The following is a 24,547-nucleotide window of genomic DNA, read 5'->3' as shown; positions in this document are numbered from 1 at the left end:
CCCGCCCTTGCTCAAAGCGGTGCGCGCTTCGTCAGGTTCAGCTTTTTTCGGACTTCGTCCGGGCCGATGACCCTTGCGCCCATGTTCGACACGATGCTGACCGCCCGCTCGACCAACTGCGCATTGGTCGCCAGCACACCCTTGTCGAGCCAGAGATTATCCTCGAGCCCGACACGGACATTGCCGCCGGCCAGCACCGCGGCAGCGGCATAGGCCATCTGGTTGCGGCCAATGGAAAAGCCCGACCAGGTCCAGCTCGACGGCACGTTGTTGACCATCGCCATGAAGGTGTTGAGATCATCTGGCGCCCCCCACGGCACGCCCATGCACAATTGCACGAGAGCATCCGGATCCAGCACCTTTTCCTCGACCAGCTGCTTGGCAAACCACAGATGCCCGGTGTCGAAGGCCTCGATCTCCGGCTTGACGCCGAGCGCCGTCATCATGCCGCCCATGGCGCGCAGCATGCCGGGCGTGTTGGTCATGACATAGTCGGCTTCGGCGAAATTCATGGTGCCGCAGTCGAGCGTGCAGATCTCCGGCAAGCACTGGCGAACATGTTCCACGCGGTTGGTCGCACCGCCCATATCCGTGCCTTTTTCGTTCAGCGGCAGGGGGGTTTCCGGTGGGCCGAATACCATGTCGCCGCCCATGCCGGCGGTCAGGTTCAAAACGACATCAACGTTTGCCGCGCGGATGCGCTCGGTTACCTCGCGGTAGAGATGCACATCGCGGCGCGGCTTGCCGGTCTCGGGATCGCGCACATGGCAGTGCACGATCGCAGCCCCTGCCTTTGCCGCCTCGATGGCCGAATCGGCGATCTGCTTGGGCGAGCGCGGCACGTGCGGGCTGCGGTCCTGCGAACTGCCGGACCCGGTCACGGCACAGGTAATGAAGACCTCACGGTTCATCGCTAACGGCATCGGACTCTCTCCCAATAGAACGTAGGGCAAGAATGCCTGACTTGCCGGAAACTGTTTTGCGTTTTACGAAGATCATGTGACTAAAACCGAAAAACCGACGATCTTTCGTGCCGAACGTCTGCCGCTCAAGGTGACGCTGCTGGTATTCTCCGGCTCGTCGATCATGTGTGTTGCGTCGGCTGTCGATCCGTTGCGCGCCGCCAACCGTATTGCCGGTGAGACCCTGTTCGATTTCAGGCTGGTCTCGGTCACAGGCGAGGCGCCGGTCACCACATGCGGCCTGCCGGTGGCGGTCAGCGGCCGCTTCGATGCGGCTGACACAACCGACATGCTGGTCGTCGTCGCCGGCTTCGGCACGCAGAACTACGCCACTTCAGCCTTGCTTTCCGGACTGCGCCGGGCGGCGCGCGCGGCACGCGCCTGCGGCGGCGTCGAGGCCGGCACCTGGCTGGTGGCGCGCGCGGGCTTGCTGGAGGGGCGCAGCGCCACCACCCACTGGGAGGATATGGAGGATTTTTCTTCGGCCTTTCCCGGCGTCGACGTGCGCCCCGACCGCTACGTCATCGACGGTCCCGTATTCACCTCTGGCGGCGCCTCACCGACCTTCGACCTGATGCTGCATCTGATCCGCACGCGGCTCGGCATGGCCGTGGCGCTCGATGTCGCGAGCGTCTTCATCTACGACCAGGCGCGCGCCGCGACGGACGCGCAGCCGCTGGTCTCGCTCGGCCGTCTTGACGGCTACGATCCCAGGCTGGCGCAAGCCATCCGGCTGATGGAAGCGCATGTCGACCAGCCCCTGACTGTCGCCGCCGTGGCCAAGCGCGCCGGGGTGACGGCGCGGACGCTGGAAAGTATCTTTCGCAAGTCGATCGGCGAAACGCCGGGCGCCTATTATCTCAGGCTGCGCCTCGGCGCCGCGCGCCGGCTGGTGGTCGATACGCGCATCGCCATGGCGGACATTGCCGGGCGAACGGGGTTTTCGTCCGCCGCGGCATTTTCCAGAGCGTTTTCAAGAGCGTTCGGCGAAGCGCCGGTCAGGCTGCGTCGGGGATAATGCATGTCGCCCAAAAGTGCGTAGCGGTTTTGGGATAACGACATGCATAGGCAAAGGTAGATCAGGCAGCGTCTTGGCGGACGCTGTTGCCGTCGATCTGCGAGCGCATCTGTCTCGCCAGATGGATCTCGAAGCGGCTGGCGACCGCGCGATCCCATTCGTTTGCACTCAGCGCACCATGCTTGGGGTGCGGCAGCGCCATCAGCCGGTCGATGATCGATCCGGCCTCGCCAGATGAGAGCAGGGCGTCGATTTCGCGTTCGTGCTGCATATCGTTTCGCCTCCTTCTTTCTGATTCCCGCCACGAACCACACTATAGGAACTCCGTGACGGTTGTTTGAAGGCAAGAGCGAGGCGATTGATGGGCGATGCCGGGCAAAGTTTTGTCCGCCGCCGCCCATCTTGGGCACGATCTTTCCGACAGATCAGGCGGTGCGTCAGCCGAGCCGCATGGACAGTTCGACATCCTCGCCGAACGGCGTGGACATGTAGCCGCTTCCGGTCGAGCGCACCCGCGAGAGGTATTCGGGGCAAAGATCGGCATTGTCGGCAACGACCAAGGCGCCCGGCCTGAGGCGACTTTCAACTAGGGTCAAGACCTCGGGATAGAGCGCTTTGGCGCCATCGAGCAGCAGCAGGTCGACCGTTTCGGGAAGATCGACGCTTAATGTTTGCAGCGCGTCTCCCTCTCGGATTTCCACCATGTCGATGAGACCGCCTGCTGTGAGGTTGCTCCTGGCGCGCGCCACCTTGGATGGCTCGAACTCGCTGGTGATCAGGCGGCCGCCGCCATTGTCCCGCAAGGCTGCGGCAAGGTGCAGGGTCGAGATGCCGAACGAGGTTCCAAATTCGACGATCGTCCGGGCGCCGCTGCTCCGTGCCAGCATGTAGAGCAGCGTGCCGGTCTCTCGCGAAACGGGAAGCCAGAGATCCTTTAGCCGCCCGTAGAAATCGAGGTATTCGGTCTTGCTCCGAATGAAGCGGCTCCGCTCCTCGGCGGAGAGCTCCGCCACGGCAGGGCTCGTTGCCGCAGCGGCTTCCTCGAACAGGCGGTCCAGCAGGGGCGCCAGCGGCGTTGTCGTCAGTGTGGTCATATTGGTCTCCAGTCAAAATTGAATGCGTTCTTGTGCGGCATTCAAAATACGACTAATCATTCGCATTCACTAATCGCATTGGCGCGCCTCTCAATGAGCGATCACCGAAGTCCGCGGATTTCCTCGCGAAAACAGCCCAAGCAGGCCCGCTCGGCGGAGCTCGTTGCTGCGATTTTGGAGGCTGCTGTTCAGGTTTTGGCGAGGGAAGGCGCGCAGCGCTTCACCACGGCGCGGGTGGCCGAGAAGGCCGGTGTCAGCGTCGGATCGCTGTATCAGTATTTTCCGAACAAGGCGGCGATCCTGTTCCGGCTCCAGAGTGACGAATGGCGGCAGACGACCGATTTGCTGCGCGACATCCTCGAGGATATCAGGAAACCGCCGCTTGAAAGGCTGCGCGGCCTGGTCCACGCCTTCCTCCGCTCGGAGTGTGACGAGGCCGCGGTGCGTGTGGCGCTCGACGACGCCGCACCGCTTTACCGCGACGCGCCCGAGGCGCAGGCGGCAAGGGCGTCCGGAGACCGCACCATCCAGCTCTTCATGCAGGAGGCGTTGCCCAACGCCGCGCAAGCGACGCGCGAATTGGCCGGCGACCTGGTCATGACGACGCTGAGCACGGTGGGGAAGCAGTTCTCGGAGGCGCCCCGAACCCCGGCGGAGATCGAAGCCTACGCCGACGCCATGGCCGACATGTTCTGCGCCTACCTAAGAGGCCTCGATCACGGCTAGGACATATGCCAGGCCCGGTCAGCAAGCAGACCGAAAGTGTCGCACCGGGCAAACCTTGTCGGTTTCGGCCCCGCGGAAAGTCGTCAGCCGGCGGCCGCTGAACAATGCGGCCGCGAATCGGTACGCCTCAGACGTACCGGTTGACGATATTCTCGAGCAGTTCCTGGCGGCCGGATCGGGGCTGCGGCTCGATCTTCTCCTTGACGACGCGATCAGCAATTTCCTCCAGCGTGCGCTTGCCGGCAAGCATCGCCTTGGCCTCGGCCGAATCCCAGCCGGCATAGCGCTCGGCGAGCGGCGCCGACAGCGCCTTGTCCTCGACCATGCGTGCCGCTGCCTTGAGGCCTCGAGCGCAGCAATCCATGCCGCCGATATGACCGATCAGCAGATCCTGCGGATCGAGCGACTGGCGCCTGAGCTTGGCGTCGAAATTGGTGCCGCCGGTCTTGAAGCCGCCCGCCTGCAGTACGTGATAATAGGCGAGCGCCATCTCCGGTACATTGTTTGGGAACTGGTCGGTGTCCCAGCCCGATTGGTAGTCGTTGCGGTTCATGTCGATCGAGCCGAAAATGCCGAGCGCATTGGCCAGCGCCAGTTCATGCTCGAACGAATGGCCGGCCAGGATGGCGTGGCCTTGCTCGATGTTGAGCTTGACCTCGTTCTCCAGTCCGAAACGCTTGAGGAAGCCATAGACGGTGGCGACGTCGTAATCATACTGGTGCTTGGTTGGCTCCTGAGGCTTCGGCTCGATCAGGATGGTGCCTTCGAAGCCGATCCTGTGCTTGTAGTCGACGACCAGATTGAGAAAGCGGCCGGCCTGTTCCTGCTCGCGGGCAAGGTCGGTGTTGAGCAGCGTCTCATAGCCCTCGCGGCCGCCCCACAGCACGTAGTTCTCGCCGTTCAGCCGCTTGGTGATGTCGATGCAGTGTTTCACCGTCGCGGCCGAATAGGCAAAGACATCCGGATCGGGATTGGTGGCGGCGCCCGACATGAAGCGGCGGTTGGAGAACAGGTTGGCAGTGCCCCACAACAGCTTGACGCCAGTCTGCTTCATCTTTCCCGAGAAGTAATCGGCGATCTCGTCGAGCCGCGCCGCACTTTCGGAAAAGTCCCGGCCCTCCGGCCGCACGTCGGCATCGTGGAAGCAGAAATAAGGCGCGCCCAGCAGCGAAAACATCTCGAAGGCGACGTCGGCCTTGAGCTTGGCCAGTTCCATCGTGTCGGTACCGCCGGCCTTGGGGAACCAAGGCCGGTCAAACGTCTGGCCGCCGAACGGATCGCCGCCCGGCCAGGCAAAGGAATGCCAATAGGCGACGGCAAAGCGTAGATGGTCTTCCAGCCGCTTGCCGGCGACAATTTCGTCGGGATTGTAGAACCGGTAGGCCAGCGGATTGGTCGAATCCGGTCCCTCATATTTGATCTGTTGGATGTCGCCGAAAAAACCGCTGCTCATGTTCTTTTCCTCTCGCATGGTTCGGCCTGATTACCTCAGGCGTAATTGGTTTCGCGCTGACGCTGGTCGAAAAGGCTCATGTCAAAGCCACCCAACGAAGGAGACAGACCATGACCGACCTCAACACCATTGCCGAAAACTACATCGCCGCCTGGAACGAGAGCGACGCCGCGCGCAGGAAAGCCTTGCTCGAGGCAACCTTCACCGAGGACGTCGGCTATCGCGATCCGATCATGCAGGGCGACGGCCATGACGGCATCGCGGCGCTGATCGACGGCGTGCAGCAGCGCTTTGCCGGCTTCAGGTTCTCGCTGAAAGGCAAGCCGGACGGCTTCGCCGATACCATCCGCTTCTCCTGGAACCTCGGGCCGGACGGCACCGAATCCGTCATCGAAGGCACCGATATCGGCGTCATCGAAAATGGCCGGCTGAAAAGCGTCACCGGCTTTCTCGACAAGGTGCCGGCACAGTGAGGAAATCTCGGCAAAGTGGGAGCCAAGCACCCCCCTCTGCCCTGCCGGGCATCTCCCCCTCAAGGGGGGAGATTGGCTGGCTTTTCCGCCTTCGCCAATCACCGATCTCGCAAGACTGGCATAGCCGTCGACGCTGCCGATCTCCCCCCTTGAGGGGGAGATGCCAAGTGGTGGCAAAGAGGGCAGGCCAGAGGGGGGTAAGTGCCGGCTCACGCGGTTACAGGCCTGATCGCCGGGTAAAGCTGGCGGTAGCGCTGATAGGCATCTGCATAGGCACCGCCGAGGGCGGCGACCGGCTCGACCGTGGCGTCCGTCGCCGGCGCCGTGCACACGGCGCGTGGATCGGCGCCTGTCGCCACGATCAGGCCAAGCCGGGCCGCTCCGAAGGCGGCGCCGAAATCGCCGTCGGCTGGGATATCGACTGGCAGGCCAAGCGCTGTGGCGATGGCCTTCAGCCAGTAGCGCGAACGCGAGCCGCCGCCGATCGCCGTCACCCGGGTCAGCGTCGTGCCGGCTTTGGCCAGGGCTTCGAGGCTGTCGCGGAAAGCGAAAGCGACGCCTTCGAGCACGGCCTGGGTCAGTGCCGCGCGGCCGGATTCGTGGGCAAGCCCGGTAAACGCGCCGCGAATGGCGGAATCATTGTGCGGCGTCCGCTCGCCCGAGAGATAGGGCAGGAAGGAGACGCCGGTCGGCGCCTGCAGCGCATCGCCGAGTTCGGCGGTCAACTCGCCGGCGCTTTTTCCAGCGATCCCCGACAGCCAGTTGAGCGAATCGGTTGCCGACAGGATGACGCCCATCTGATGCCAGGTGCCGGGCAGGGCATGGCAGAATGTATGCACGGCGCTTTCCGGGTTGGGCAGATAGGCCGCGTTGGCGGCAAAAAGCACGCCGGACGTGCCGAGTGAGACGAAAGCCTGGCCGGCGCCGACCGTGCCCATGCCGCAGGCCGAGGCTGCGTTGTCGCCGGCGCCGCCGGCGATCGGGATGCCCGCCTGCATACCCCATTTCGTAGCCAGTTCGCTGCGCAAGGTACCGGCCTTTGCCGTGCCTTCGACCAATGACGGCATCTGCCTTTCGTCGAGCGACGTGGCGGCGAGCAGTTCGGCGGACCAGGCTCGTTTGCCGACATCGAGCCACGACGTGCCAGCCGAATCCGACATTTCCGAAATGTGCTCGCCGGCAAGCCAGAGCCGCAAAAAGTCCTTCGGTAGCAGGACCTTTGCCACCTTGGCGAAAACAGCCGGTTCGTTGTTTTTCACCCAGGCGAGCTTCGGCGCGGTGAAACCGGGAAAGACGATGTTGCCGGTCAGCTGGCGAAAGCGCGGGTCGGCATCGAGTGCGGCCGCCTCGGCGTGGCTGCGTGTGTCGTTCCACAGGATGCAGGGGCGCAGCACCTGGTCGGCGGCATCGAGCAGGGTGGCGCCATGCATATGGCCGGAAAGGCCGATGCCTTTGACCGCCGCGAGTTCTTTCGCATGCGCGGATCGCAGCTCGGCGATCGCCGCTTCGCAAGCGCCGATCCACTCGGCCGGGTTCTGCTCGGACCAGCCGGGATGCGGGCGCGACACGTCGAGCGACGCATGGCCGGAACCGACGATGCTCTGCCCTGCATCGATCAGCAGCGCCTTGACGCCCGACGTGCCGAGATCGAGGCCGAGATACATGTTTCCTCCCATGTCCGTCAGGCCTGGCGGCGACGGTCTTCTTGCTTCCCTGCCCAGTCCTGCGACACGGGCGGCGAAGATATCCCGGCAATCGTGCCGCCGGACAAGCGCTCCGGTCAACACGTGAAGATTTTTTCGACACTCGAAAAAATCTTGCCGGGGCAGTTTTTAAGGCAAGATGTGGCCTTGGTCAATTCGCCGCGAGAGCGGTTGCGCGCCGTGAAAACAGTGCCGACAGCGGGCTGTCCGGCCGTGCCAGCGCGCGTTCCGCCGCAAGCGCCCGCGCCAGCGCGCCATCACCGGAACGCAATGCCGCTTCGATCAGCGTCAGGTCGATGACGTCGCGTTGGGCGTGGCTGCCGCCGAAGCGATGGGCGATCGCCCGGATCGGCCGGATCAGGCGGATCGTCGCGGCATAATTACCGTCGCCGAATGCCTTGATGGCGAGCGTCAGGGGATGGCCGACATCCCTGGTGAAACCAGCGTTGTCGTCTTTGCCCTGCATCGCCTCGCGCTGCGCCTCGAGCAAGCCGCGGGCCGGCGCTTCGAGGCCGGCGCCGACAAACGCCATCATCGCGTGGGCGTCGTTGAAGGCATAGTTGCCGGCGCTGGCCTTGGGCAACCAGTTGGCGGCCAGCGCCGTCCAGCGGTCGCCGACATCGACGCCGCCGAGATGCAGCCGCCACAGGATCGCCGAGGCATCGACCATGTTGAGCGCCAGCGTCGAGCGCTCGGCATAGATCGGCCCGTCGTAGAGCGCCAGCACGTCGTCGGTCTCGCCGAGGTCGTAGTGGAACAGCGCCAGGTGCCACCAATTGTGCACCTGCAGGAAGCTTTCCCGCGTCCACGCTTCGGGGTTGGCGCGCATCCACAGAATGCCGTCCTTCTGCCGGCTCTGCATCTCCATGACGTGGGCGACGGCATGCTGGGCCCAGCCGTCGCGCGGCTCGATATCGACCGCCGTGCGGCCAAGTTTTTCGGCGCGCGCGTAGTCGCCCATTTCCTCCAGCCCAAAGGCCTGCATGCCGAGTATGGCGTGGTAGCCCGGCATGCCGCTCTGCCAGGACGGCAGCGCGCGGCCGATGCGGTCGCGCAGCATGCGCGCATTGCCGGTGAAGAAGTCGATCTGGTGGCCGGTCTGCAGCGCCAGCGCATCGAGCGGGAACTCGATGGCGATATCCTCCAGCACGCGGGCGGCTTCGTGCCAGCGTCCATCCGCAAGGTGGCCAAGGGCGGCGACATGCGCCTGCTCGCGCGCCGTCGCGGCAAGCGGCAGCGCCGCATCGTGACATGCCTTGGCCACTGCCGTCGCTTCACGCTCTGTGGCGAGGCCAAAGAGATAACCCTTGAACACATGCGCCATGACGAAGCCGGGAACTTCGGCGATTGCCCGGTCAACGGAACCGACAGGATCGCCGATGAAGCACTGCAATTCGCGCACAGCCCGGCTGTAGGACGAGAACCCGGCCTCCGTCGCGCCAGACAGCGTCAGGCCAAATGCGTCGCTCACCGCCATGGTTTGCCTCAGTTGCCCGAGCGCATAGCCACTGTCGCGACGCCGGCGCCGACCAGCAGCGTGCCGCCGGTGCGGTTGAAGATGCGGATCGCCTTTGGATTGCGCACCACGTTGCGCGCCCTTGCCGCGATCAGCGCATAACCGAAGGCATTGGCGAAGGCGAGCGCCAGGAAGGTCGTCTCGAAGATCAGCATCTGTGCCCAGAAATCCGCATGCCGGTCGAGGAACTGCGGCAGGAAGGCGACGAAAAAGGTGATGCTTTTCGGATTGAGCGCGGTAACCAGCCAGGCATGCGCCATCATTTTCGTCGACGACACCGCATCGGTGCGCGGTTCGGCCCGGAGCGCGCCGCCGGCGCGAAACAGCTTGATGCCGAGATAGATCAGATAGCCGGCGCCGATCACCTTCAGCACGGTAAACACGGTGGCCGACGCCGCCAGCAGCGCGCCGATGCCCAGCATCGACAGTGTCATCGCGGTGAAGTCGCCGAGCGCCACGCCGACTGCCATCGGCAGCGCGGTGCGCCAGCCCTGGCCGAGCGCATAGGACACCACCAGCAGGATGGTCGGACCTGGAATGACCAGAAGGACTGCCGAGGCAGCGGCAAAGGCGGCCCAGTTTTCGAAGGACATTTTCTTCTCCTTGAGCTCAAGGAAGAGGATAAATCCTTGGCCTCGCGAAGATGTAAAGAGGCAAAAACCGAAAAAGCCCCTCGTTAACGGCAGATGGCTGGCCTTCACGCTTTTTCAACCATGATTGGTGAAAATGCCTGCTATCCGGCCGGACCGTGTTTCCCGCCGATAGCGTAGGGTTTGGGTAAATGCGTGAGTTGCCGCACGGTCTGTCGCTGCCGCATAATGGCGACGCAATCGAAACCGAAATACAGCTCTCCCGCCGCACGGTGCTGTCCGGCGCCGGTGCGCTGGCGCTGCTCGGCGTCGCCGGCTGCAGCCAGACGCTGGATCTGCCGTCGCTCCAGCTCGACGACGTCACAACCGGCTCGATCCGGCCCGTGCGTCCGAGCATCAGCGTCGACAAGAACATCACCAGCCCCGACGTGATGTACGCTTCGCTCACCGACGGTGGCTTCAATGTGCCGGAGGTGCCCTACCTCAAGGTCAAGCCGGAGTTCCGCCGCCAGATTGTCCTCGATCCGACCGGCGAGCAACCCGGCACGATCGTCGTGCATTCGCAAGAGCGGCTGCTCTATCTGGTGCAGCCCGGCGGCGAAGCGATCCGTTACGGCGTCGGCATCGGCAAGGACGGATTCCGCTGGTCGGGCCGCGCCAACATCCAGTACGGCAAGGAATGGCCGGTCTGGACCCCACCGCCCGAGATGATCGCCCGCAAGCCGGAACTGGTGAAATGGCAAAGCGGACAGCCGGGCGGCCTCGACAATCCGCTCGGCGCGCGTGCCCTCTACATCTATCAGAACGGCAGCAACACCGGCTATCGCATCCACGGCTCGCCCGAATGGCGTAGCATCGGCCAGGCGATGTCGTCGGGCTGCGTACGCCTGATCAACCAGGACATCATCGATCTCTACAGCCGCGTCTCCAAGAAGAATCCGGTCGTCGTCGTCTGACCGGCGGCCAAGGCTCGAGCGATTACTCTGCCGGTTAGCACTGCACACCCATGTACTACAATTTTGTGCGAATTCATGCGACGCTTCGCCTTGCCCAGCCATGTCCGCTCGCGTGACTGACAAGTTTTGGGAGATCGCGACATCGTTGCGCTGATCGAGGCGAGCGAAGCGGAGAAGCCGACCATGCGTGGTCCCTTGCAAGAAGCAAGAAAGCAATTGATGCCGCTTGTCAGGATAGCTGAACTGGAAATCGATCCTAAGCAGATCGGCAGCTACAGGGCCCTGCTTGCTGAAGAGATTGAGGCTTCTGTACGCGTCGAGCCGGGCGTGCTTTTCCTTCATGCGGTGGCAGTAAAAGGCACGCCTGAAAAGGTGCGCGTGATCGAATGCTACGCCGATCAGGCGGCCTATGAGGCCCACCTGACCACGCCGCACTTTCTCAAATACAAGGCGCAGACGGCGAGTATGGTCAGGTCACTTCGGCTCATCGAAACGGATCCTATCGCGCTGCAAGCGAAGAGTGGCGCGATTTCAAACTGACCCACTGCCTCTGCCGTTGCGCGATGCCGCAAGACAGGCGAATGTGCCTGCGATTTTCATCGCCCGGGAGACGTGAACAATGGCCGGAACTTTTGTCATCGCGCAAGGCGGCGGCCCAACCGCCGTCATCAACCAGACGGTGGTCGGCGCCGCGCTCGAAATCCGCAAGCGGCATCCCGGCGCCAAGGTGCTGGGATCCATCCACGGCGTGCGTGGCATTCGTGACGGCAATTACGTCGATCTTTCCGCCATCCCCGAAGACCGTTTGCGGCTGATCGCGGCGACGCCGAGCGCCGCGCTTGGTTCGACGCGCGACAAGCCGGATGCCGCCTATTGCGACCTCATCCTCAACGGCTTGAAGAAAGCCGGCGCCGACGCCTTCATCTACATCGGCGGCAACGACACGTCGGGCACGCAGCAAATCCTGACCGACGCCGCCGGCGGCAAGATCGCCTTCGTGCATGCGCCGAAAACCATCGACAACGATCTCGAAGAGAACGACCACACGCCCGGCTTCATGTCGGCGGCCGAGTTCGTCGCCGGGGCGTTTCTTTCGGTCGATCTCGATTTCCGTGCTTTGCCGGGCATCTATGTCGGCATCGTCATGGGGCGGCACGCCGGTTTCCTGACGGCCGCGTCCGCGGCATGGCAGCTCGATCAGGACAGCGGCCCGCATCTCGTCTACGTGCCGGAGCGGCCGTTCTCGGCGGCCGGCTTCATCGACGACGTGCGCGCCACGCTCGACCGCCACAAGCGCTGCATCGTTGCCGTCTCCGAAGGCGTCAGCACCGCCGACGGCAAGGCGCTGGTCGAAAGCCTGGTGCCGCCGGAAAGGCTGGAGCGCGACCAGCACGGCAACGTCAAGCTGTCGGGCAGCGACCTGCCGGCAGCCTTGGAGCGCGCGCTGGCCGAGGGATTGCCGGGCAAGCGGGCGCGCGTCGATGCGCTCGGCTACATGCCGCGCGGCTATGTCGGCGCCATCAGCGCGGTGGACGCGCAGGAGGCCTTCGACGCCGGCGCCTTCGCGGTCACGGTCGCCGACGAGGGCGGCGGTTCGGTGGCGCTGCAATATGACGGCAAGAAAACCGTGCTGAAGAAGGTGCCGCTGAAGAACGTCGCCGGCAAGACGCGCCATATGCCGGATGATTTCATGCTGCCCGATGTCAACCGGCTGTCCGATGCGGGGATGGCCTATCTGAAGCGGCTGGTCCCGCAAAAATACAAGGTCGGCAAGCCGTTCGTCTGATGCCGGCCTTGATCTGATGGACAACTGGTTCAGCAAAACCATCGTCGACGCAGAGACGACCATGCTGACCGAGCCCTTCGTGCATGAATTCGTGCGCGCCAACATCTGGCATTTGCGCGGCCGCGACGTCGACCTGCTGGTCGACACCGGCATGGGGATCTGCCCACTGGCGCCGCAGATCGACACGCCGGCCGGCAAGCCGCTGCTCGTCGTCGCCACGCATATCCATCTCGATCATGTCGGCTCGCTGCACGAGTTTCCGTTGCGGGCAGGGCCGCGCCACAGCGCCGCGCAGTTCGGCAGCATGGATGAAGCGATTACCTACGCCTACATGTTCCATGATCTGGAAGGGGCTGTCTCCAGGCTGCCGGCGGAGGGCTGGAAAGCCGCCGATTACAGGATTCCGCCGGCGCCGCTGACTAGGACCCTGGACGAGGGCGATAGGGTCGACCTCGGCGACCGCCAATTCCGCGTCCTGCATCTGCCCGGCCACTCTCCTGATTCGATCGCGCTGTTCGACGAGGCCGACGGCCTGTTCTTCGCCGGCGACGCCATCTACGACGCCACGCTGATCGACGACCTGCCGGATTCGGATCGTGCCGCCTATCGCCGCACGATGCAGCGGCTGCTTGAGCTGCCGATCCGCATCGGCCATGGCGGTCATGGACCGAGCTTCGACGGCAGGCGGATGCGCGAGATCGCCTCGGCGTATCTCAGGCGAACGGACGGGACAGCGGCATAGGAAGCCTCGGCAGGGGCGGTGAGGGGCGGCACAAACCTGAGGCGATTTGTCTTGGGTAGCTATTTTGTTCTTGCTTTGTGCCGGCAGCTATGCTACTAATTTGGGTATGGTGCTGATTTGCCCCAACGACCCGCCCCTCGAGGCGGGTTTTTTATTTTCGGCTTTCGGCGCCAACGCGCAAGGCGGTTGCCAGCCGGAAATTAAATCTTCGTAATATTATCTGGAAACCACGATCGGCGCCCTAGATGCGGGGCTGTCGATTCGGTCGGCCGCCGTGCCAGGCGAGACAGGCAAGGCCGACACGCCGATGGAGCGTTCCGGTGACGGAACACTGCGGCGCCCGATCAATCTCTCGCCCGGACAACGGCCATGTCACCAATCCAGACCCTTCGCAGACATCGCGTCGCCGCTTTGCTGGGCGCCGCGCTGATCGTCAGCCCCTTCGCCCTGCCTCTCGCTCCCAGGCTGAATGATGCCCTGGCGGCAACAGTGACGCCACCTGTCACCGGCATGACCGCTCCCAGCGGTTCGTTCGCTCCGGTCGTGGCGGCCGACAAACCGGCAGTGGTGACCATCACGACGGTCATGAAAGTACAACAGCCGGACACCATGAGCGACGCCTCTCCCTTCGGCGGAACCTCGCCTTTCGACGATTATTTCCGCCATTTCTTCGATGACCAGGGACAGCCCGCCCCCAAAACACCGCCGGAGCAGGCGCCGCGCACCGAGGCCCTCGGTTCAGGCTTCATCGTCGGCGCCGACGGCACCATCGTCACCAACAATCACGTCGTCGACGGCGCCCAGTCGATCAAGGTGACGCTCGACGACGGCACCGAGCTTCCCGCCAAATTGATCGGCCATGACGCCAAGAACGATCTTGCCGTGCTCGAGGTCAAAGCCGGCAAGCCCTTGCCGACCGTCAAATGGGGCGATTCCGACAAGCTCATGCCGGGCGATCAGGTGCTCGCCTTCGGCAATCCTTTCGGCCTTGGCACCACCGTCACGGCCGGCATCGTCTCGGCGCGCGGCCGCGACCTGCACAGTGGGCCGTTTGACGACTTCATCCAGATCGACGCACCGATCAACCGGGGCAATTCCGGCGGCCCGCTGACGGATGTGAACGGCAATGTCGTCGGCATCAACACGGCGATCTTTTCGCCAAATGGCGGCAGCGTCGGCGTCGGCTTCGCCATCCCCTCGGACCAGGCGCAAAAGGTCGTCGCCAAGCTGATGAAAGGCGGCTCCATCCAGTACGGCTATCTCGGCGTCCAGATCCAGCCGGTGACGCCTGACATGGCGAGCGCCATCGGCCTCGATCACCCCGCCGGCGTGCTGGTCGCGCAGGTCAGCGACGGATCGCCGGCCGCCAAGGCCGGCATCGAGACCGGCGATGTCATTACCAGCTTCGCCGGCCAGGACATAAAGGATCCAAGGGATCTGTCACGCACCGTCGCCGATATTGCGCCCGGCACGAGGGAAGCGCTCAATGTCTGGCGCAAGGGGAAGGGCCTGCAGATCTCCGTCGAGATCGGGCGCAACGAAGACGATATGGCGACGGGATCGGTGGCCGGCGATCAGGGTCAGCCGTCGACGGAGCAGGGCCTTCGCGCACCGACCCTCGGTCTCGGCCTGATGGACGTCACCCCGGATGTGCGCCAGGCAATGAACCTGGCAGGCAACCAGCACGGCGCACTGGTCGAGCGCGTCGACCCGAACAAGGCGGCATCGGCTTCCGGCATTCAGCCCGGCGACATCATCGTCGCCGTCGACCAGCATCCGGTGAGGAGCGCCAGGCAGGCTAACCAGGCGATTTCTCAGGCTGCCAAATCCGGCAAGAAATCGGTGCTGCTGCTTGTCGAGCGCGGCGACGCCCAGATGTTTGTCGCCGTGCCCTTTGCCAGTGGCTGAGGCACGCGCCGCGCTGCCAAGATCGACGTAGAGCACTGCCGCCAGGCCGCGCCAAGATTTCGGTTGCCCGCGGGCGCGTCTTCGAGAAAACTGACAAGGGTCGATTGGACCTTGCGCAAACGGATATTCTCGATGGTTACCCGAGGCTTCTCTTCCGGACGAAAGCCCCCGACGGATACGAATGCACGTATCCCGCCGGGGCAGTATCTCGAGCAAGGGTTCCCGGTCCTGTCGGCCGGCCCGACGCCGCATGTGCGCACCGAGGATTGGTCGTTCACGCTTAAGCACGGGCCGCGGCCGATCAAGAAGTGGAACTGGGCCGAGTTCAATGCGCTGTCCTTGACCAAGATGACGCGCGACATCCATTGCGTGACCGCATGGACCAAGTTCGACACGGCGTGGCAGGGCGTGCTGGTCGACGACATCCTTGCCGACGCCGGCATCGAGCCGCCCACCGCCTTCACGCTGGCGCTGGGTTTCGACGGCTATTCCACCAACGTGCCGACGAAGGATATCACCGGCGGCAAGGCGATGGTGGCACTGCTTTACGAGGGCAAGCCGATCACCCCCGATCATGGCGGGCCGGCGCGGCTGCTCGTTCCACATCTCTATTTCTGGAAATCGGCCAAATGGCTGAACGGGCTGCAGTTCACCGAGCGTGACGAGCCGGGTTTCTGGGAGTTGCGAGGCTATCATATCTATGGCGACCCGTGGCGCGAGCAGCGCTACACGAACGATCCATGAGCGACGCACCGGCGGCGCAGTCGCCCTGGCAGACAGTCACCATCACCCGCATCCAAAAGCGCACGCCGCGCGTCACCAGCTTTTTCCTGCAGCCATCGCGGCCCTTCGCTTACCGTGCCGGACAGCATGTCGACGTCAGGCTGACGGCGCCTGACGGTTATCAGGCGCGCCGCTCCTATTCCATCGCCTCGGCGCCGGAGACCGGCGAGACCATCGAACTGGCGATTGAAAAACTCGAGGACGGCGAGGTCTCGCCGTTCTTTCACGAGATTGCGGCGGTGGGCGACGACGTCGAATTGCGCGGGCCGCTCGGCGGCCATTTCGTCTGGTCCGACAGCGATGGCGGACCGCTCCTGCTCGTCGGCGGCGGGTCGGGCGTGGTGCCGCTGATGTCGATGGTCCGTCACCGGGCGATGCGGGGGTCGCTGGTCGCCGCCGCCTTGGTATTTTCCGCGCGGGTCTGGGACGAGGTGATCTTTCGCGACGAGTTGATCGACCTCGCCGAGCGCCGGGATGGCTTCGACCTGGTGCTGACGCTGACGCGCGAGCCGGCCCGCCGTCCGGCGGATTATGCGCGGCGGATCGACGCCGCGATGATGGTGCAAGCCATGACGAGGCTGCCCGCGCCGCCGAAGCTGGCCTTCGTCTGCGGCTCGAACGCATTCGTGACGGCCGCCGCCGAGGCACTGATCGATGCCGGCGTCCCGGCGGCACTCATCCGCACCGAACGCTACGGGGTCTGATCCGGTTCTGCTTGCTCCGTTGCAGTCTTCGCTGCCCGGCATAAACGGGCCGAAAACAGGTAGAACGGCAAGGTCGCGTTTGGCTGAAATGGTTAACGATTCGACAAACAACCGCTGCTGCTACTTTTATCGGTTTAAAAAATCGAACCGAACGGTTCGTTTCTGTTGACAATGCGTGCAGGACGCTGTGAACGCTGCCTCTCCAAGCCACCTTGCAGCCAGACCGATGCTATGGGCTATCTACTTGATATTTAGCAATAAAATTGTGGCGGAGGGAATCTCTGGCACAATTTCAAGGTGTAGATTCTTGGTCCACACCAAACAACTTCGTGATTGGAAACTGGCCATTGCCTTTCCCACATCGGGGCTGTCCGAACGACGCGAATTCCTCCCAAGACACGCCGCTCGCCGGACGGAAAAACTGAGATACTGGAGTACTAAAATGAAAAAGATCGCTCTTGCCGCCGTCGCCGTTTTGGCCATCACCGGCAGCGCCTTCGCTGGCAGCGACAACTTTGGTTCCAAGGGTGCGAACCAGCCTGCCGCTTCGGTCGACAGCTCGTACACGGCTTCCATTCAGAAGCCGGCTCATGCTGACGAGCAGCCTGTCCAGGGCGCCGACCGTAACCTCTTCGGCAACAACTAACAGCCGATCCCAGCATCAGGGCGGCGGGCATTATCCGCCGCCCGGGACCCGAGAAATTCAGGAGTATTAAAATGAAAAAGATCGTTCTTGCTGCCGCCGCCGTTCTGGCCATCACCGGCAGCGCTTTCGCCGCTAGCGACAATTATGGTTCCAACGGTGCCAACCAGCCTGCGCCTTCCGTCGATAGCTCGTACACGGCTTCCGTCAAGACGTCGGACCATGCTGAAAAGCAGCCGGTCGTCCAGGGCGCCGACCGCAACCTCTTCGGCAACAACTAATAGCCGATCCCAGCATCAAAGCGGCGGGTGAGCCCGCCGCTTGATTCGAAAATCCAGGAGTACCCAAATGAAAAAGATTGTTCTTACTGCCGCCGCTCTCTTGATTGCCGCCGGCAGCGCCTATGCCCGCAACGACAATGTTGGCGGGACCGACATCAACAAGCAGTCGACCGTCAACGTCGACAAGACGCAGACGTTTTCGGTACGTGACAGCAATTCGCCGATCTACAAACTGCTGAATTCGTCTGGCGATGTGCCCAAGTCCGCGCCTCAGGGCGCCGACCGCAACCTCTTCGGTAACAACTAGAGCAATTCCAGGAAAAGTGTGAAACGGTTTTCCGTCCGGAATTGCGTCAAAACAAAGAGATAGAGCGGTTCGGCGTTTCCGTGAAAACGATGAACCGCTCTAACAGCCGAACTGGAATTCCAAACAAGAGCGGCGGGCCATGCCCGCCGCTCTTGTCTTTGCATGGCGGAAAAACGCCTGCTTCAAGCCGCCTTTGCTTCTGCTTCATGGAGCGCGAAAGAGCGCCCGTCGGCGTCGAAAATATGCAGGTCGCCTGCGTCCGCCGTCAGCCGCAGCGTCGCTCCGCGCTTGACCTCGACATTGCCCGGCAGCTTGGTCACTAGCGGCAGGTCGGCGCGGCCGATGTCGACATAGACGAGTTGGACCTCGCCGAGCTGCTCGACATAATCGACCGTCCCTTCGAACAAATAGTCGGCGCCGGTGGCAATCATCAGATCCTCCGGCCGCACCCCGAAGCTCACCGCAGCGCCTTTCGCCGAGGCAGGCGTTGCGATCGGCACCGTTGCCTTGCGGCCGCCGACATGGCTGACGAGCGTCGGGTTGCCGGTCTTGTCGATCGTTGCCGGCAGGATGTTCATCGCCGGCGAGCCGATGAACTGGGCGACGAACAGATTGCCGGGCCGCTTGTAGAGCTCCATCGGCGTGCCGACCTGTTCGATATGGCCTTCCTTCAGAACCACGATGCGGTCGGCCAGCGTCATCGCCTCGACCTGGTCGTGGGTGACGTAGATCATCGTTGTGGCCGGCATCGATTCCTTGAGCTTGGCGATCTCGATGCGGGTAGCGACGCGCAGCGCCGCGTCGAGGTTGGACAGCGGCTCGTCGAACAGGAAGACCTTGGGATTGCGCACGATGGCGCGGCCGATAGCGACGCGCTGGCGCTGGCCGCCCGACATCGCCTTGGGCAGACGGTCGAGATATTTGGTCAGCTGCAGGATCTCGGCCGCCTGGCGCACCCGCTTGTCGATCTCGGCCTTGCTTTCCTTGCCGATCTTCATCGAGAACGCCATGTTGTCGTAGACGGTCATGTGCGGATAGAGCGCATAGGACTGGAACACCATGGCGATGCCGCGCTTCGACGGCGGCACGTCGTTGACAATTTCGCCGTCTATCTTGAGCTCGCCCGAGGTGATCTCCTCCAGCCCGGCGATGCAGCGCAGCAAGGTCGACTTGCCGCAACCAGACGGACCGACGAAGACGATGAATTCGCCCGACTTTATGTCGAGGTCGACGCCGTGCAGAATGTTGAGATTGCCGTATGATTTCTTCACTTGCCTTAGCGTGACATCGGCCATGGTACCCTCCAGTTCTTCCTTGAATTCAGTCGATACGCCCGAACCAGGCGCCGTAGCCGCCGAGGCGGATAGTGCCGGCGCCAGTCTGTCCCGAAAACCCGTGTCCCGGCAAGGGCTGCAGTGAGCGGCCGCCGAGATCGACCTCGGCCGGCTTTGCTCCGAGATTGAAGGCGCAGACGATCTGCTCGTTGCCTTCGCGGCGCGTGAAGGCGACGGTGTCGCCCTCGCTTTCGATGAACTCGATATCGCCCTTGGCCAGCGCCGGATGGGCGCGGCGGAAAGCCAGGAAGCGCCGATAGTGCTCGAGCAGCGAGCCGTCGTCGCCCTGCTGCACATTGACCGCTTGCGCAAGATGCTTGCTGGGCACCGGCAGCCAGGGCTTTGCCGTCGAGAAGCCGCCATTGCGGGCAGCGCCGTCCCAGACCATCGGCGTGCGGCAGCCATCGCGGCCCTTGAATTCCGGCCAGAAGCGGATGCCGTATGGGTCCTGCAGATCCTCGAAGCTGAGCTCGGCCTCGCTAAGCCCGAGCTCCTCGCCCTGATAGATGCAGATCGAGCCGCGCAACGACATCAGCAGCGCCGAGATGACCTTGAGGTAGGCGGTCGGGTCGGGCTCGCCGGCTGCCCAGCGCGAGGCAGGGCGCATCACGTCATGGTTGGAGAAGGCCCAGCACGACCAGCCGTCGCTGGCCACCTTGCCGAAGGTTTCCAGCACCGAGCGCACCTTTGCCGCGCTGATCTTCTCCGGCGCCAGGAAGTCGAAGGAGTAGCACATATGCACGCGCTTGCCGCCGGCCGTATAGGCCGCCACCACTTCCAGCCCACGCTGCGAATCGCCGACTTCGCCAACCGCGGCCGTCGCCGGATATTCATCGAGCAGGGCGCGGAAGCGTTCGAGGAAGCCGAGGTTTTCAGGCCGGCTCTTGTCGTAGAGATGGTCCTGGTAGTTGTAGGGGTTGACGGCCGGCGCCGTCTGGTCGTTGCGCTGCTCGGGCGGCAGCGGCGGATTGTCTTCCAGGCCTTGGCTGTGGAAGTAGAAATTGATGGTATCGAGGCGAAAGCCATCGACGCCGCGCTCCAGCCAGAAGCGGGTGACATCGAGCAGCGCGTCCTGGACCACGCGGCTGTGGAAGTTGAGGTCGGGCTGCTCGGCCAGGAAATTATGCAGATAATATTGCTGGCGGCTGGTGTCCCACTGCCAGGCCGAGCCGCCGAAGATCGACAGCCAGTTGTTGGGCGGCGTGCCGTCCGGCTTGGCATCCGCCCAGACATACCAGTCGGCTTTTGGATTGCTGCGGCTCGAACGGCTTTCCTTGAACCATGGATGGATGTCTGCGGTGTGCGACAGCACCTCGTCGATCATCACCTTGATGCCAAGCCGGTGCGCCTCTGCGGTCAGCGCGTCGAAGTCGGCCAGCGTGCCGAACATCGGATCGACGTCGCAATAATCCGACACGTCGTAGCCGAAATCCTTCATCGGCGATTTGAAAAATGGCGAGATCCAGATGGCGTCGGCACCGAGCGAGGCGATGTAGGGCAGCCGGCCGATGATGCCCCTGAGGTCGCCGATGCCGTCGCTGTTCGAATCCTGATAGCTGCGCGGATAGATCTGGTAGATCACGGCACCTCGCCACCAGTCGCGATCGATCGCGAGATCGGGCTTCGGGGTCGCCTTCAAAGCGGATTGCATGATTTCAACCTCCTTTCACCGAGCCGGCAAGCAGCCCGCGGACGAAATAGCGCTGCAGCGAGAAGAACACGATCAGCGGCACGATGATGGTGACGAAGGCCGATGTCGTCAGGATCTCCCAGTCGCCGCCGCGCGAACCGAGCAACGCATTGAGCTTGGCGGTCAGCACGATCTGGTCGCCCTCGGTACCGAGGAAAACCATCGCCACCAGCAGATCGTTCCACACCCAGAGAAACTGGAAGATGGCGAACGAGGCCAGCACCGGGAACGACAATGGCAGCACGATCTTGACGAAGATCTCGAAATCGCTGGCGCCGTCGATGCGCGCCGATTCCATGATCTCGCGTGGCAGGCCGGCAATATAACTCCTCAACAGATAGATGGCGAAGGGCAGGCCGAAGCCGGTATGTGCCAGCCAGATGCCGAGATAGGTTTTCGACGGCACGCCGAAGAAACTGCCGACGCCGTTGTAGAGCTTCAACAGCGGGATCAGCGACATCTGCAGCGGCACGACCAGGAGGCCGATGATGACGGCGATGAGCAGCGCCCGGCCGGGAAAGCGCATCCACGCCAAAGCGTAGGCGGCGAACGCGGCGATCAGGATCGGGATCACGGTCGCCGGAATGGTGACGGTCAGCGAATTCATGAAGGAGCGGCCGATGCCTTCCGAAAACAGCACCGTGTCGTAGTTGTCGGTGGTGAATTTCGGCGGCGCCGACGAGGCGTAATAGACGCGCTGGCCGCGTTCGCTTTCGAAAGCCTTCGGCGAGGTCATGACGAAACTGCCGTCGGCATTGAGCTGCAGGGTCACGCCGTCGCCGAGATCGGCTGTCGTGCCGGCGGGATATTGCGTCGGTGCGGCCGACTTGACGCCGAAGGCGCTGATGTTGCGGGCAGGACCGTCGCCGAAGATATTGCCTTGCAGGACGAACTTGCCGTCCTTCTCGACCTGCGCCGAAGCGGGCGGCAGCCGTCCGGCTTCCGTCTGGCTGGAACTGGTGAACGAGTTCCACCAGCCCGAAGCGATGATCTGGTCCTTGTCGCGCAGCGACGAGACCAGGATGCCGAGCGTCGGGATCGTCCAGATCGCAACGAAGATGAAGACGGCGATATGGACGCCGAAACGGCTGACAAAGGACTTTCCGGTCGCCACGGCCATCTCAATGTCCCTCCGTCTCTTTGTTCGCCTGGCGGATGTTCCAGACCATGATCGGAATGACCGCGATCATGATGATGATGGCGATGGTGGCGCCGCGGCCGAAATCGCCGCCGCCGCGGAACATCCAGTCGAACATCAGATTGGCCAGCACCTGGCTGTTCCACTGGCCGTTGGTCATGGTCAGCACGATGTCGAAAACCTTCAGCACCAGGATGGTGATGGTGGTCCAGACTACGGCGATGGTGCCCCAGATCTGCGGCACCATGATCTTCCAGAAGATCTGGAAAGGATTGGCGCCGTCGATGACGGCGGCTTCCAGTGTCTCTTCCGGAATGCCGCGCAAGGCCGACGACAGGATGACCATGGCAAAGCCGGTCTGGATCCAGATCAGGATGACCATCAGGAAGAAGTTGTTCCAGAACGGCAGCGATATCCAGACCTGCGGCTGGCCGCCGAAATACTGGATGATGGCGTTGAGCAGACCGATCTGCGTCTGGCCGTCGCCGCGATACTCGTAGATGAATTTCCAGATGACGCTGGCGCCGACGAAGGAGATGGCCAGCGGCAGGAAGATCAGGCTCTTGGCGATGGTGCCCCACCAGATCTTGTCGGTGAGCACGGCGATGATCAGCCCGAGGAAGGTGCAGGCGGCCGGCACCACTGCCAGCCAGATGATGTTGTTGAGGATCGAGTTGCGGAACTCGCGGTCGCCGAACGCCCAGTGATAGTTGGCCAAGCCGACGAAATGGCCGCCGCCGCGATCGAGGAACGACAGCCTCAGCGTCTCCACCACCGGGTAGATCAGGTAGATGGTGAGGATGATCATCGCCGGCCCGACGAACAGCCACGGCCGGATCACCCCCTGCCGCCGCAGATTGTTAATCGCCGCCTTGCCGGAAACGCCGCGTGCCGGAAAGATCGTATCGAGTGCCTTGTTGGCGCCCCAGAAATAGGCGACGCAGCCGCCCACGCCGATGATGATGACGAATATCGCCGAAAAAATCTGAGCCGCCATGGGTCCCTCCCCCTGCGCACGGATCCGCCAGTCGAGAATGGCTTTGGCGACGGGATCATGCGCCGATTCAGTTGTCTGGAGCGCGACCAGCCGAAAAGCAGGTCACTGGGCGCGCATCATGCCGGAATGCGTTGTGCTCACGACAATCGACGCGACGCCAAGCACCGGATAAGGTCCGGGCCGTTTGAGGCCCGGACCGCATCACATTGGGAACGCAAGCCGGCCGCTTACTTGATCGCGTCCCAGCTTTTCTGGATATCGGTGGCGACGTCCTGGGCGGACTTGCCGCCGACCAGGTCGATCATGCCGGTCCAGAAGGCGCCGGCGCCGATCTTGCCCGGCATCAGGTCGGACCCATCGAAGCGGAAGGTCGAGGCGTTGGCCAGGATTTCGCCCTGCTTCTTCAGCGCGTCGCTGGCATAGGCGTCCTTGTTGACCGACTTGAACGGCGTCACGAAGCCACCCTGCGCCATCCAGATCTCATGAGCGAGCGGCAGCTTCAGGAATTCGATGAACGCGCGGGCACTCTTGCTATCCTTGGTGATCATGGCGAGCGTGCCGGCGCCCAGCACCGGAGTGCCGAGATCGGGCTTGGAGGCGTAGGGCGGGTAATAGAAGAAGTCGGCATCCTCGCCGATCTTGGTGCCTTGCGGGAAGAAGGTCGGGATGAATGATGCCTGGTGGTGCAGATAGCATTTTGGCGGCACCGAGAAGAGGCCCTTCGGGCTGTCGCGGAAATCGGTCGCCGCAACCGCCTTTGCACCGCCCTCGACCATTTTGTCGTCGGTCGCGATCTTGCCGAAAATGTCGATGGCGTTGACCACGGCCGGATCGTTGAACGGAATTTCGTTCTTCACCCATTTGTCGTAGGTCTCGGGCGTCTGGGTGCGCAGCATGATGTCTTCGACCCAGTCGGTCGCAGGCCAGCCGGTGGCGCCGCCCGAACCAAGCCCGATGCACCATGGCGTGCCGCCGTCGGCGATGATCTTCTTTTCGAGCTCGGCAAGCTCTTCCTGCGTCTTCGGCACCTTGTAGCCGGCTTCCTCGAAATTATCCGGCGAGTACCAGACTAGCGATTTCACGTCGGCCTTGTAGGGGAACGCGAAGAAACCGGGCTTGCCGTCCTTGTCCTTGAAGGTGCCGAGGTCGACCCAGGATTGGCCGGCGCCGTAATTGTCCTTGACCCAGTTGGCGGTGTCGTCGCCGAGCGGCGTCAAAAGCCCCTTCGATGCCAGATCCTGGATAAGACCCGGCTGCGGCAGCACGGCGATGTTGGGCGGGCTGCCGGCCTGCGTGTCGATGACGATCTGCTGCTCGTAATTCTCCGACGAGGAGTACTTGATCTCGGCGCCGGTGGCTTCGGAGAAATAATCGAGAACGGTGCGGACAAGCCCTTCGTCCTCGCCGCGCCACGGTCCGAAGATCGTCAGCGTCTCGCCTTTGAGGTCGACCTTCTTGAGCTCTTCGTAATTGGCCCAGTTGAAACGGGGATCTTCGCCCGGCTTGAACTTCAGTTCGGCTTGCGCCGGCATGGCCAGGGCGAGCGTGGCAAACGCAGCGCCCAGCAGAAGCATTTTCTTCATCGGTATTCCCTCCCAGTGGTGACAAACACCGAACGAAACCTCCATTCCGTCCGCCGGCGCTGCAGGACTGTGACTCAGTCGGAAAGGAACTGCAACCTTTCGTAGAGTCTTCCAAAGCGCTTTGGTGCTTTTGATCACGCCACTGAATTGATCCGGAGTC

General features: G+C 63.1%; 25 protein-coding genes. 13 read left to right on the top strand and 12 right to left on the bottom strand.

Annotated features, from left to right (window positions below):
- Positions 1-11 precede the first annotated feature (11 nt).
- On the bottom strand, positions 12-923 hold the full coding sequence (bcoG, locus tag NKH43_RS22350) for a 3-dehydrocarnitine:acetyl-CoA trimethylamine transferase BcoG (protein WP_352859917.1): 912 nt from the start codon (positions 921-923) through the stop codon (positions 12-14).
- A gap of 76 nt (positions 924-999) precedes the next feature.
- Between bcoG and NKH43_RS22345 the strand changes: the two genes are divergently transcribed.
- Positions 1,000-1,980, top strand: coding sequence for a GlxA family transcriptional regulator (locus tag NKH43_RS22345; protein ID WP_023718319.1), 981 nt, complete (start codon positions 1,000-1,002; stop codon positions 1,978-1,980).
- A gap of 61 nt (positions 1,981-2,041) precedes the next feature.
- Here NKH43_RS22345 and NKH43_RS22340 read toward each other — a convergent pair whose 3' ends face one another.
- Both NKH43_RS22340 and NKH43_RS22335 read right to left on the bottom strand, forming a co-directional pair.
- A complete protein-coding gene (locus NKH43_RS22340; protein ID WP_352859916.1) occupies positions 2,042-2,251 on the bottom strand; it encodes a hypothetical protein in 210 nt (69 codons plus the stop codon).
- Positions 2,252-2,417: 166 nt separating this feature from the next.
- Positions 2,418-3,074, bottom strand: a complete 657-nt coding sequence (locus tag NKH43_RS22335) for an O-methyltransferase (protein WP_023718321.1) — start codon at positions 3,072-3,074, stop codon at positions 2,418-2,420.
- A gap of 93 nt (positions 3,075-3,167) precedes the next feature.
- On the opposite strand from NKH43_RS22335, the gene NKH43_RS22330 reads away from it, so the two are divergent.
- On the top strand, positions 3,168-3,800 hold the full coding sequence (locus tag NKH43_RS22330; protein WP_352716472.1) for a TetR/AcrR family transcriptional regulator: 633 nt from the start codon (positions 3,168-3,170) through the stop codon (positions 3,798-3,800).
- Positions 3,801-3,927: 127 nt separating this feature from the next.
- Here NKH43_RS22330 and xylA read toward each other — a convergent pair whose 3' ends face one another.
- The gene (xylA, locus tag NKH43_RS22325) at positions 3,928-5,253 is read right to left on the bottom strand and encodes a xylose isomerase (protein ID WP_352859914.1); all 1,326 of its coding nucleotides are present in this window, start codon (positions 5,251-5,253) and stop codon (positions 3,928-3,930) included.
- Between the two features lie 110 nt (positions 5,254-5,363).
- On the opposite strand from xylA, the gene NKH43_RS22320 reads away from it, so the two are divergent.
- Positions 5,364-5,726 carry a nuclear transport factor 2 family protein gene (locus NKH43_RS22320; protein WP_292664758.1) on the top strand — a complete coding sequence of 121 codons (363 nt, stop codon included), beginning with the start codon at positions 5,364-5,366 and terminating at the stop codon, positions 5,724-5,726.
- Positions 5,727-5,935: 209 nt separating this feature from the next.
- On the opposite strand, the gene xylB is transcribed toward NKH43_RS22320, so the two are convergent.
- The 3 genes from xylB to NKH43_RS22305 all read right to left on the bottom strand — a co-directional run bounded on the left by xylB (position 5,936) and on the right by NKH43_RS22305 (position 9,538).
- The gene (xylB, locus tag NKH43_RS22315) at positions 5,936-7,390 is read right to left on the bottom strand and encodes a xylulokinase (protein WP_352859912.1); all 1,455 of its coding nucleotides are present in this window, start codon (positions 7,388-7,390) and stop codon (positions 5,936-5,938) included.
- A 190-nt stretch (positions 7,391-7,580) separates the two neighbouring features.
- Positions 7,581-8,906, bottom strand: a complete 1,326-nt coding sequence (locus NKH43_RS22310; RefSeq protein ID WP_352859911.1) for a tetratricopeptide repeat protein — start codon at positions 8,904-8,906, stop codon at positions 7,581-7,583.
- 8 nt (positions 8,907-8,914) lie between these two features.
- Positions 8,915-9,538, bottom strand: a complete 624-nt coding sequence (locus NKH43_RS22305; protein WP_352859909.1) for a LysE family translocator — start codon at positions 9,536-9,538, stop codon at positions 8,915-8,917.
- A gap of 188 nt (positions 9,539-9,726) precedes the next feature.
- Between NKH43_RS22305 and NKH43_RS22300 the strand changes: the two genes are divergently transcribed.
- The 10 genes from NKH43_RS22300 to NKH43_RS22255 all read left to right on the top strand — a co-directional run bounded on the left by NKH43_RS22300 (position 9,727) and on the right by NKH43_RS22255 (position 17,645).
- A complete protein-coding gene (locus NKH43_RS22300; protein ID WP_352859907.1) occupies positions 9,727-10,491 on the top strand; it encodes a L,D-transpeptidase in 765 nt (254 codons plus the stop codon).
- 219 nt (positions 10,492-10,710) lie between these two features.
- Positions 10,711-11,031: a putative quinol monooxygenase gene (locus NKH43_RS22295; protein WP_352859935.1), complete on the top strand. Its 321-nt coding sequence runs from the start codon at positions 10,711-10,713 to the stop codon at positions 11,029-11,031.
- 79 nt (positions 11,032-11,110) lie between these two features.
- Positions 11,111-12,277, top strand: a complete 1,167-nt coding sequence (locus NKH43_RS22290; RefSeq protein ID WP_352451606.1) for a diphosphate--fructose-6-phosphate 1-phosphotransferase — start codon at positions 11,111-11,113, stop codon at positions 12,275-12,277.
- Between the two features lie 16 nt (positions 12,278-12,293).
- Positions 12,294-13,019 (top strand): MBL fold metallo-hydrolase, encoded by a 726-nt coding sequence (locus tag NKH43_RS22285; RefSeq protein ID WP_352859905.1) that lies wholly within the window; start codon positions 12,294-12,296, stop codon positions 13,017-13,019.
- Between the two features lie 369 nt (positions 13,020-13,388).
- Positions 13,389-14,927 carry a DegQ family serine endoprotease gene (locus NKH43_RS22280; protein ID WP_352859904.1) on the top strand — a complete coding sequence of 513 codons (1,539 nt, stop codon included), beginning with the start codon at positions 13,389-13,391 and terminating at the stop codon, positions 14,925-14,927.
- A gap of 132 nt (positions 14,928-15,059) precedes the next feature.
- The gene (locus tag NKH43_RS22275; RefSeq protein ID WP_352859903.1) at positions 15,060-15,671 is read left to right on the top strand and encodes a molybdopterin-dependent oxidoreductase; all 612 of its coding nucleotides are present in this window, start codon (positions 15,060-15,062) and stop codon (positions 15,669-15,671) included.
- Positions 15,668-16,414, top strand: coding sequence for an FAD-binding oxidoreductase (locus tag NKH43_RS22270; protein ID WP_023718334.1), 747 nt, complete (start codon positions 15,668-15,670; stop codon positions 16,412-16,414). The genes NKH43_RS22275 and NKH43_RS22270 overlap by 4 nt, the downstream gene beginning before the upstream one ends.
- A gap of 442 nt (positions 16,415-16,856) precedes the next feature.
- On the top strand, positions 16,857-17,060 hold the full coding sequence (locus NKH43_RS22265; RefSeq protein WP_023718335.1) for a DUF680 domain-containing protein: 204 nt from the start codon (positions 16,857-16,859) through the stop codon (positions 17,058-17,060).
- A gap of 71 nt (positions 17,061-17,131) precedes the next feature.
- Positions 17,132-17,338 carry a DUF680 domain-containing protein gene (locus NKH43_RS22260; RefSeq protein WP_023718336.1) on the top strand — a complete coding sequence of 69 codons (207 nt, stop codon included), beginning with the start codon at positions 17,132-17,134 and terminating at the stop codon, positions 17,336-17,338.
- A gap of 67 nt (positions 17,339-17,405) precedes the next feature.
- Positions 17,406-17,645, top strand: coding sequence for a DUF680 domain-containing protein (locus NKH43_RS22255; RefSeq protein ID WP_023718337.1), 240 nt, complete (start codon positions 17,406-17,408; stop codon positions 17,643-17,645).
- 182 nt (positions 17,646-17,827) lie between these two features.
- On the opposite strand, the gene NKH43_RS22250 is transcribed toward NKH43_RS22255, so the two are convergent.
- The 5 genes from NKH43_RS22250 to NKH43_RS22230 all read right to left on the bottom strand — a co-directional run bounded on the left by NKH43_RS22250 (position 17,828) and on the right by NKH43_RS22230 (position 24,387).
- Positions 17,828-18,940, bottom strand: coding sequence for an ABC transporter ATP-binding protein (locus NKH43_RS22250; protein ID WP_023718338.1), 1,113 nt, complete (start codon positions 18,938-18,940; stop codon positions 17,828-17,830).
- Between the two features lie 25 nt (positions 18,941-18,965).
- The gene (gene bglA / locus NKH43_RS22245) at positions 18,966-20,630 is read right to left on the bottom strand and encodes a beta-galactosidase BglA (RefSeq protein ID WP_352859902.1); all 1,665 of its coding nucleotides are present in this window, start codon (positions 20,628-20,630) and stop codon (positions 18,966-18,968) included.
- A 4-nt stretch (positions 20,631-20,634) separates the two neighbouring features.
- The gene (locus NKH43_RS22240) at positions 20,635-21,789 is read right to left on the bottom strand and encodes a carbohydrate ABC transporter permease (protein WP_023718340.1); all 1,155 of its coding nucleotides are present in this window, start codon (positions 21,787-21,789) and stop codon (positions 20,635-20,637) included.
- Between the two features lies 1 nt (position 21,790).
- Complete coding sequence (locus NKH43_RS22235; RefSeq protein ID WP_352640567.1) at positions 21,791-22,804, bottom strand: carbohydrate ABC transporter permease; 1,014 nt, start codon at positions 22,802-22,804, stop codon at positions 21,791-21,793.
- A gap of 227 nt (positions 22,805-23,031) precedes the next feature.
- On the bottom strand, positions 23,032-24,387 hold the full coding sequence (locus NKH43_RS22230; protein WP_352484360.1) for an ABC transporter substrate-binding protein: 1,356 nt from the start codon (positions 24,385-24,387) through the stop codon (positions 23,032-23,034).
- Positions 24,388-24,547 lie beyond the last annotated feature (160 nt).

The organism is Mesorhizobium sp. M1163 (genome assembly GCF_040318415.1).
Lineage (GTDB): Bacteria > Pseudomonadota > Alphaproteobacteria > Rhizobiales > Rhizobiaceae > Mesorhizobium.
This window is presented reverse-complemented; position numbering and strand designations above follow the sequence as displayed.

What these genes read in the sequence shown, in the direction of transcription:
- NKH43_RS22260 (WP_023718336.1), top strand. Translation starts at nt 17,132, where the DNA reads ATGAAAAAGATCGTTCTTGCTGCCGCCGCCGTTCTGGCCATCACCGGC.
- NKH43_RS22300 (WP_352859907.1), top strand. Translation starts at nt 9,727, where the DNA reads ATGCGTGAGTTGCCGCACGGTCTGTCGCTGCCGCATAATGGCGACGCA.
- NKH43_RS22265 (WP_023718335.1), top strand. Translation starts at nt 16,857, where the DNA reads ATGAAAAAGATCGCTCTTGCCGCCGTCGCCGTTTTGGCCATCACCGGC.
- NKH43_RS22330 (WP_352716472.1), top strand. Translation starts at nt 3,168, where the DNA reads ATGAGCGATCACCGAAGTCCGCGGATTTCCTCGCGAAAACAGCCCAAG.
- NKH43_RS22280 (WP_352859904.1), top strand. Translation starts at nt 13,389, where the DNA reads ATGTCACCAATCCAGACCCTTCGCAGACATCGCGTCGCCGCTTTGCTG.
- xylB (WP_352859912.1), bottom strand. Translation starts at nt 7,390, where the DNA reads ATGTATCTCGGCCTCGATCTCGGCACGTCGGGCGTCAAGGCGCTGCTG.
- xylA (WP_352859914.1), bottom strand. Translation starts at nt 5,253, where the DNA reads ATGAGCAGCGGTTTTTTCGGCGACATCCAACAGATCAAATATGAGGGA.
- bglA (WP_352859902.1), bottom strand. Translation starts at nt 20,630, where the DNA reads ATGCAATCCGCTTTGAAGGCGACCCCGAAGCCCGATCTCGCGATCGAT.
- NKH43_RS22335 (WP_023718321.1), bottom strand. Translation starts at nt 3,074, where the DNA reads ATGACCACACTGACGACAACGCCGCTGGCGCCCCTGCTGGACCGCCTG.
- NKH43_RS22250 (WP_023718338.1), bottom strand. Translation starts at nt 18,940, where the DNA reads ATGGCCGATGTCACGCTAAGGCAAGTGAAGAAATCATACGGCAATCTC.
- NKH43_RS22340 (WP_352859916.1), bottom strand. Translation starts at nt 2,251, where the DNA reads ATGCAGCACGAACGCGAAATCGACGCCCTGCTCTCATCTGGCGAGGCC.
- bcoG (WP_352859917.1), bottom strand. Translation starts at nt 923, where the DNA reads ATGCCGTTAGCGATGAACCGTGAGGTCTTCATTACCTGTGCCGTGACC.
- NKH43_RS22295 (WP_352859935.1), top strand. Translation starts at nt 10,711, where the DNA reads ATGCCGCTTGTCAGGATAGCTGAACTGGAAATCGATCCTAAGCAGATC.
- NKH43_RS22290 (WP_352451606.1), top strand. Translation starts at nt 11,111, where the DNA reads ATGGCCGGAACTTTTGTCATCGCGCAAGGCGGCGGCCCAACCGCCGTC.
- NKH43_RS22275 (WP_352859903.1), top strand. Translation starts at nt 15,060, where the DNA reads ATGGTTACCCGAGGCTTCTCTTCCGGACGAAAGCCCCCGACGGATACG.
- NKH43_RS22230 (WP_352484360.1), bottom strand. Translation starts at nt 24,387, where the DNA reads ATGAAGAAAATGCTTCTGCTGGGCGCTGCGTTTGCCACGCTCGCCCTG.
- NKH43_RS22285 (WP_352859905.1), top strand. Translation starts at nt 12,294, where the DNA reads ATGGACAACTGGTTCAGCAAAACCATCGTCGACGCAGAGACGACCATG.
- NKH43_RS22305 (WP_352859909.1), bottom strand. Translation starts at nt 9,538, where the DNA reads ATGTCCTTCGAAAACTGGGCCGCCTTTGCCGCTGCCTCGGCAGTCCTT.
- NKH43_RS22310 (WP_352859911.1), bottom strand. Translation starts at nt 8,906, where the DNA reads ATGGCGGTGAGCGACGCATTTGGCCTGACGCTGTCTGGCGCGACGGAG.
- NKH43_RS22235 (WP_352640567.1), bottom strand. Translation starts at nt 22,804, where the DNA reads ATGGCGGCTCAGATTTTTTCGGCGATATTCGTCATCATCATCGGCGTG.
- NKH43_RS22320 (WP_292664758.1), top strand. Translation starts at nt 5,364, where the DNA reads ATGACCGACCTCAACACCATTGCCGAAAACTACATCGCCGCCTGGAAC.
- NKH43_RS22270 (WP_023718334.1), top strand. Translation starts at nt 15,668, where the DNA reads ATGAGCGACGCACCGGCGGCGCAGTCGCCCTGGCAGACAGTCACCATC.
- NKH43_RS22240 (WP_023718340.1), bottom strand. Translation starts at nt 21,789, where the DNA reads ATGGCCGTGGCGACCGGAAAGTCCTTTGTCAGCCGTTTCGGCGTCCAT.
- NKH43_RS22255 (WP_023718337.1), top strand. Translation starts at nt 17,406, where the DNA reads ATGAAAAAGATTGTTCTTACTGCCGCCGCTCTCTTGATTGCCGCCGGC.